Origin of the sequence: Sinomonas sp. G460-2, from assembly GCF_047759905.1 — a bacterium.
GTDB lineage: Bacteria > Actinomycetota > Actinomycetes > Actinomycetales > Micrococcaceae > Sinomonas.
Genome location: NZ_JBKZWT010000210.1, coordinates 1 through 6,436 on the forward strand (window position 1 = coordinate 1; position 6,436 = coordinate 6,436).

6 protein-coding genes are annotated in these 6,436 nt (G+C 70.5%); 2 read left to right on the forward strand and 4 right to left on the reverse strand.

Annotated features, from left to right (window positions below):
• Together ACLN58_RS16030 and ACLN58_RS16035 are read left to right on the forward strand one after the other, a co-directional pair.
• On the forward strand, positions 1-854 hold an 854-nt coding region (locus ACLN58_RS16030; protein WP_415856252.1), incomplete at its 5' end, for a DUF222 domain-containing protein.
• 277 nt (positions 855-1,131) lie between these two features.
• The gene (locus tag ACLN58_RS16035) at positions 1,132-2,043 is read left to right on the forward strand and encodes an SPFH domain-containing protein (RefSeq protein WP_415856253.1); all 912 of its coding nucleotides are present in this window, start codon (positions 1,132-1,134) and stop codon (positions 2,041-2,043) included.
• Positions 2,044-2,132: 89 nt separating this feature from the next.
• Here ACLN58_RS16035 and ACLN58_RS16040 read toward each other — a convergent pair whose 3' ends face one another.
• From ACLN58_RS16040 to ACLN58_RS16055, 4 genes are all read right to left on the reverse strand, one after another.
• Entirely contained in the window at positions 2,133-2,750 is a 618-nt protein-coding gene (locus ACLN58_RS16040) for a TetR/AcrR family transcriptional regulator (protein ID WP_415856254.1), read from the reverse strand.
• A complete protein-coding gene (locus ACLN58_RS16045; protein ID WP_415856255.1) occupies positions 2,747-4,732 on the reverse strand; it encodes a glycoside hydrolase family 3 N-terminal domain-containing protein in 1,986 nt (661 codons plus the stop codon). The genes ACLN58_RS16040 and ACLN58_RS16045 overlap by 4 nt, the downstream gene beginning before the upstream one ends.
• Complete coding sequence (locus tag ACLN58_RS16050) at positions 4,729-5,577, reverse strand: ATP-binding cassette domain-containing protein (RefSeq protein ID WP_415856256.1); 849 nt, start codon at positions 5,575-5,577, stop codon at positions 4,729-4,731. The genes ACLN58_RS16045 and ACLN58_RS16050 overlap by 4 nt, the downstream gene beginning before the upstream one ends.
• Positions 5,578-5,579: 2 nt before the next feature.
• The coding region (locus tag ACLN58_RS16055) for an ABC transporter ATP-binding protein (RefSeq protein WP_415856257.1) at positions 5,580-6,436 on the reverse strand (857 nt) is incomplete at its 5' end.

Genomic DNA, 6,436 nt, shown 5'->3' on the forward strand with positions numbered 1-6,436 from the left:
ACCCGGCTCCTGCGGACGCTCCGGCAGAGCCCGAGGCCCCGCAGGCATCCCCAGACCCTGCGCCTGCGCTCGGGGAACCGGGCCCTGTCCCGGCCGCCGAGATCGTGGTCCACATCCCTGCCGCGACCCTCCTCGGCTCCGGCGAGGAGCCCGCGGTCCTTGAGGGCTACGGCCCGATCGACCCCGACACCGCCCGCCGGCTCGCCGCCGCGGCCCCGACCTGGCAGCGGCTCTTCACCGGCACCGACGGGGTCCCCCTCCAGCTCGGCCGCAGCGCCTACCGGCCCCCCAAGGGCCTGCGCCGCTTCATCGAGTACCGCGACGGAACCTGCCAGTTCCCCGGCTGCACACGGCCCGCCCGCAAAGCCGAGATCGACCACCTCATCGAATGGCAGGACGGCGGAACCACCGACGCCCAGAACCTCCACGCCCTCTGCACCAAGCACCACGCCCTCAAGAGCCTCCAGACCTGGACCCCATCCCGCCTCCCCACCGGCCCCGACGACGCCACCCCCGACACCCTCTGGACCTCCCCCCTCGGAACCCGAGCCCTCACAGGCCCCACCGGCCACGAACCACCCGACAACGGCCCACCGCATCCCAGCCCACCCGACACCAGCCCACCGGGGGACGGCCCGCCCGATGGCACCCCACCGGCGGACGGCCCACCCGACGGCACCACACCGGCGGACGGCCCACCCGATAGCGGGCCAATGGAAGGCGGTTCGCAAGAAGGCAGCCCGCCGGCCAGCGGGCCAGTGGAGCGCGGTTCGCACCATGGCAGTCCGCCCGATCCACTCGACGACAGCCCACCGAGGCTTGAGTCGGCTGAACCCCAACCACCGCCGTTCTAAGGTCGATTGATGCGGACAGGGCCGAGCCGAGATCCGGCCCAGGCCGCGCCGGGATCTCGGCTCGAGCGCGCAAGCCTCTTACGCCCCAGTCCGGGGAGGCCCATGCTTGGGGTATCTCCTGGTCCGGGTGTCCGGACTGGGTGTTCCGGTCCGAACATGTCCCGGTCTGAACATGCCCCCGTCCGGCGCGTCTCCTGTTCGGGCGTCTCCTGTTCGGGCGTCTCCGGTTCGGGTGACCCGAACTGGGAGAGCTTCCGGTCCAGCGAAGGAGCATGCCATGTCTGTCGGAGAGCCAGAACCGGTTGGTGTCGGAGCCTCGGAGCCTGTGGGGTTCGCGGGGGCGAGGGTGGACATCCGGCAGCGCCGGGCCCTGGCCCTCAATGGCTGGTTCGGGGTCCTCGTGGTCGCGCTCTGCGCTTGGTGGGCCGTGGTCGCGGCCATCGGTCTCAGCGGGTGGCTGTGGCTGCCGGCGCTGATCGCGATCCTCGTCCTGACCTCGCTCGTGATCGTCGCGCCCGGTCAGGCCTCGGTGGTGCAGTTCTTCGGCAGATATGTCGGGACGGTCGGCCGCGCGGGGTTCTGGTGGGTTCTCCCGCTGACCATCCGGCGGCGCATCAGCGTGCGGGTCCGGAACTTCGAAACCGACCACCTCAAGGTGAACGACGCGGACGGCAATCCGGTGGAGATCGCCGCGATTGTGGTCTGGCAGGTGGCTGACACGGCGAAGTCGACCTACGCCGTCGATGACTATCGGAACTTCGTGTCGGTGCAGGCGGAGTCGGCGCTTCGGCACGTCGCGACGACCCACCCTTACGACGACGCGTCCGGCACCGGGACGTCCCTGCGCGGCTCGACCGATCTCGTGGCGGCCGCGTTGGCCCGCGAGGTCGCGGCGCGCGTCTCGGTCGCGGGGGTCGAGATCGTGGAGGTCCGGATTTCCCATTTGGCCTACGCCCCCGAGATCGCGCAGGCGATGCTCCGGCGCCAGCAGGCCAACGCGGTCGTGGCGGCGAGGTCGCGCATCGTCGAGGGCGCCGTCGGCATGGTCGAGCTCGCCCTGACGCGCCTGAGCGAGGGCGGGGTCGTGACCCTGAACGACGAGACCAAGGCGAGCATGGTCGCCAACCTGATGGTCGTGCTGTGCGGCGACCAGCCGCCGTCGCCCATCGTGAACGCGAGCTCCCGCTGAACGCGAGCTCCCGCTGAACGCGAGGGGCGGCTGAATGCGAGCGCCCGCTAGGCAGGCCGAGCCGCCATCAGGCGGGGCCGACCCCGGGCTTACCCCTCTGGCTCGCCCGTCCGTGCGTACTGGTTCCAGAACGCGTCAAGGGTCCCCGCAAGATCGACGTCGGGATTGACCGCCCATTCGGCCTGGAGCCCGTCGGAGAGCGCGAGGAGCATCCGGGCGATCACCTGGGCGTCGACGGTCGGGTCGAATCGCCCGGCCTTCTGACGCTTCTCGATGTCTCGCGAGATCCTCCCGTGAACCACCAGATCACGCTCGCGGAAATAGTCGTGGCATGGGTGGTCCGGGTCCGTGGCGGCGGACTGAAGGCTCACGTAGAGCTGAACGATGCCGGGCACCTCCATGTTGTGGTGCGCGAGCTGGATGATGAGCGGAAGCTCGGTGACGTCAGCGGGGCTGAACCTCTGCCGGTCCACCTCGTCGCGCTTGCGAAGCACCTCCGCGAGGAGATTCTCCTTCGTGTCGAAGTGGTGAAGCAGCCCGGCCTGCGTCATGCCGACCTCCTCGGCGATGTCTCGCAGGGAGGTCGCGCTGTATCCCTTGCGCCCCAGCACCTCGAGGGCGGTCTGGAGGATGAGCTCCCGCGCGGCGAGGCCCTTCGCGTACGGGCCCCGTCGCCGGGAACGGGCTGGCTCAGCGCCCACTGTCATGCCAGGTCCAATCCGAACCCGCATTCGTAGAGCGCATCCTCGGTGTCGCCCGGCACATCCGGGCGGGAGGCGACGACGGCGGCTTCCGAGCGCGGGAGCTGGAAGGGCAGCCTGCCCTCGGGGGCGATGGTCCCCGTGAGCGCGTCGAGGACCGCGCCGTCGGACGCCCCGTAGACGGCGGCGACGGCGGCGCAATGGGGCTCAAGCGGTGTCAGAACGGCTGGGCGGTCGAGATGCGGGACGAGGATCACGGGAACACTCTCGGCGAGACGGCGCACCTTCTCGACTGTCGCGGCGTCGAACTCGAGGCTGCCCGCGTGGAAAGCGGACTCGAGCATGTAGTGGTCGCGGAACTCGAAGGGAGCCGAGACCCGGACGATAGCCACCTCGGCATCATAGACCGCGGCGACCGGTTCGAGTCCCGCGGCGGCGACCGCGGCCGGGTCCAGCTCCTCGGAGTACACGCGCGTGCCCGGGCGGAGGGGCAGCAGCGGTGAGCGTTCGACGGCGGCGACGGCACCGCCGTCGTTCGTCGCGCCGGCGGCTGTGCCGGCCTTGGGGGCATGGCCGCGCGCGGGGATGGGCTCGTTCTTGACGACGGGCTCGTTCTTGAGGACCGGCTCATTCTTGAGGATTGTCACGGAACGCGCCTGGGCGCGGTGCCCCGCCTCCACATATTCGGGACGCCCCGCGCGAACCTCGGCGGCCTCCTCGTCGACGTAGGGGTTGTCGAAGAGGCCGAGTTCGAACTTGACCTTGAGCAGGCGGCGCGCTGAGGCGTCGATACGCTCTTCCGAGACCCGTCCACCGCGCACCAGGTCGACGACGACCTCGGGGCATTCCTCGCCGCCGAACTGGTCGCAGCCAGCCTCGATGACCTTGAGCACGCGCTCCTCGACCGACAGATGTTCGACGCCCCACGCCCGCGGCGGGAGCTGCTTGCCGTGGAGGCGCGATTCGGTCACGAGGCTCCAGTCGGTACACACCACACCGTCGTAGCCGAGCTTCTCGCGCAGGAGGCCCGTGATGACCTGGCGGTTGTAGCCGAAACCGACCTCCTCGATCGGCTCGCCGTCGATCACGAGCCCCACGGGCATTCCGTAGTACGGCATGATCGCCGAGACGCCGCGGGCGATGATCCGCCGGAACGGCTCGAGGTGGCAGTCGAACATTCCGCCCGGGTAGACCTGCTCGCGCCCGTAGGGGAAGTGGGGGTCCTCGCCGTCGCGCTGTGGCCCCCCGCCGGGGAAGTGCTTGGCCATGCAGGCCACGCTCTCGGGGCCCACGTGATCGCCCTCGAAGCCGTCGAGATACGCCGAGGCGAGGCGTGCCACGAGATCGGCGTCTTGGCCGAACGTGCTGTATTGGCGGGCCCAGCGAGGCTCGGTCGCGAGGTCGATCGTCGGGTGCAGGGCTCCTCGTATGCCGATAGCAGTATATTCCGCGCGGGCGATCGAGGCGAACTCCCGTACGAGCTGCTCGTCTCGCACGGCCGCGAGGCCGAGGGGCTCGGGCCACGCCGAGAAGTACTCGGCCGTGAAGGACGCCCCCCAGTTCTCGACGAACGAATGCCGCGGATCCGTGGAGAGCGTCACGGGAATGCCGTGCGGGCTCTCGGCGAGCGCCAGGCGCTGCAGTTCGTTGACCCACCGCGCGGCGAGCCGCGGCTCGGGCACGAAATGGAAGTTCAGGTGGTTGACGAGCTTCGTCTCGACGACCTCGCGGAGTCCCGCCCGCCCGGCCCGCGGGACCTCGTCCCCGAGCCGCCCGCTCTCCGCGACGCTGACCATCGTGTTGAACATGAGGCCGGCCTTCTCCTCTAGCGAGAGCCGGCCGAGGAGGTCCCCGACGCGATCAGCCACCGGCAGCCGCGGGTCCTCGTAGGGCTCCATGGTCCCGTTGCCGTTGAGGTCCCGGAACACCACTCCCTCGGGGCTGCGGAGGAACTCCTCCGCCACGCCGGCCCTCAGGTTGACGCTCATGCCACGTGCTCCGAGGTAGCGGCGACGAGGCCGCGACGGGCTTCCCTGCGCTCGCGCTGAAGCTTCGGATCTGGCACAGGTGCGGACATGAAGAGCCTTTGCGTGTAGGGGTGGTGCGGTTGCGAAGTGACCTGGGCGGCCCGCCCGTGTTCGACGATCCGGCCCCGGTACAGGACGATCACGTTGTGGCTGATGTGGCGGATCACGCTGAGGTCATGCGAGACGAAGAGGTAGCTCACTCCCGTGGCCTCCTGGATTTCCACGAGCAGATCGAGCACCCGCGCCTGGGTCGTGAGGTCGAGGGCCGAGACCGGCTCGTCGCACACGATGAGGCGCGGCTCGATGGCGATGGCCCGCGCGATGGCGATGCGCTGTCGCTGCCCTCCCGAGAACTCTCGGGGGAGGCGACCGCCGGCGTCGGACGGCAGGTGGACCCTGTCCAGGAGCCCGCGCACGCGGCCCAGGGCCTCGCGCCGCGCCCAGCCCTGGATCGCGAGGGGCTCGGCGAGGATCTCCTCGACGGTCATCGACGGGTTGAGCGAGGTGTACGGGTCCTGGAAGATCACCTGGAGGTCGCGGCTCAGGGTCCGGCGGGCCGTGCGACCCGCGTGCGTGATGTCCTCGCCGCCGAACCGGATCCGGCCCGCGGTCGGCTTGACCAGGCCGAGGATGGCTCTGCCGATCGTGGTCTTGCCGGAGCCGGATTCGCCGACGAGGCCGAGGGTCTCGCCTGGCCGGATCGCGAAGGAGATGTCCTCGAGGGCACGGAACCCGGCCCGGCGGCCGCGCCCCGGGTACGTGACGGCGAGGCCGTCGACCTCGAGCAGGGGCTGTTCGTGCGGCATGCTCACTCCTTGTGCGCGGCGGCAGGAACTGCGTCCGCCGCCAGCGGGTCGGCGTCGTCGAAGGGGTAGGGGCGCACGGGACCGTCGTCGAGCATCGAGTCGAGGAGCCGGCGCGTGTACGGGTCCGAGGGCCGCGTGAGGATCGTCTCGACGCTGTCCGTCTCGACGATCCGCCCGGCCTGCATGACGGCGACCCGGTCGCAGATGTCGGCCACGACCCCGAAGTTGTGGGTGACCATGATCACGGCCATGCCCCGCTCGCGCTGGAGGTCGCGGAGGAGGTCGAGCACCTCGGCCTGCACGGTGACGTCGAGCGCCGTCGTCGGCTCGTCCGCGATGAGCAGGCGCGGATTGCAGGACACCGCGCCGGCGATGAGCACGCGCTGGGCCATGCCGCCCGAGATCTCGTGCGGGTAGGAGCGGAACACCTTCTCGGGATCGGAGATGCCCACGCGCGCGAGCAGGGCGAGCGCGTGATCGGTCGCCTCGCGCTTCGAGAGCCTGAGCCGCTTCCGCAGGGGAACCGTGAGCTGGTAGCCGATCCGGAAGGTCGGGTCGAGGTTGCTCATCGGTTCCTGCGGGATGTACGCGATGTCGGTCCCGCGGAGGGCCCGGCGCCCCACGTCGCCGAGCGTTGTGAGCTCGCGGCCGTCGAACACCATCGAGCCGCCCGACACGCGGCCGCCCTCCGGGAGGAGCCCGAGGATCGAGAACGCCGTCTGAGTCTTGCCCGACCCGGATTCGCCGACGAGCCCGAGGACTTCGCCCTCCTCGACGTGCAGCGTGACCCCGTGGACCACCTTGGCGGTCGGGCCGTGGCCATAGGCGACCTCCAGGCCCGACACGCGCAGAAGGGCGC